At 52.1% G+C, this 645-nt stretch carries 1 rRNA gene; it reads right to left on the bottom strand.

Features of this window, described 5'->3' with window-relative positions:
* Positions 1-477 (bottom strand): 16S ribosomal RNA (locus CFN46_RS17370); the annotation flags it as partial.
* Positions 478-645: the final 168 nt, after the last annotated feature.

Genomic DNA, 645 nt, shown 5'->3' with positions numbered 1-645 from the left:
TTCCTCCAGAGTATTAATCCAGAAGCTTTCTTCCTCGCTGAAAGTGCTTTACAACCCGAAGGCCTTCTTCACACACGCGGCATGGCTGGATCAGGCTTGCGCCCATTGTCCAATATTCCCCACTGCTGCCTCCCGTAGGAGTCTGGGCCGTGTCTCAGTCCCAGTGTGGCTGATCATCCTCTCAGACCAGCTACGGATCGTCGCCTTGGTGAGCCATTACCTCACCAACTAGCTAATCCGACATGGGCTCATCCGATAGCGCAAGGTCCGAAGATCCCCTGCTTTCTCCCGTAGGACGTATGCGGTATTAGCCTGAGTTTCCCCAGGTTGTCCCCCACTATCGGGCAGATTCCCATGCATTACTCACCCGTCCGCCGCTCGACGCCTTCTAGCAAGCTAGAATCGTTTCCGCTCGACTTGCATGTGTTAAGCCTGCCGCCAGCGTTCAATCTGAGCCATGATCAAACTCTTCAGTTGATAAGCTTGATAGTCTGTTAAGCAGACCAAACTTGGTTCAGAGTCAAACTTCTCGTGAGAGGCTTGCTCCGATATTTGGTGACCTTGTCACCACTCATCGGCAAGCGCTCACACGAATTACCTGATCAAATTTTTAAAGAGCGTCGCTGTTAAGCGAGGAGGCATATT

The sequence above is a fragment of the Cobetia sp. QF-1 genome (assembly GCF_002213105.1).
GTDB classification, from domain to species: Bacteria; Pseudomonadota; Gammaproteobacteria; order Pseudomonadales; family Halomonadaceae; genus Cobetia; species Cobetia crustatorum.
The sequence above is the reverse complement of the archived record's forward strand: the minus strand, read 5'-3'. Positions and strand labels throughout refer to the sequence as shown.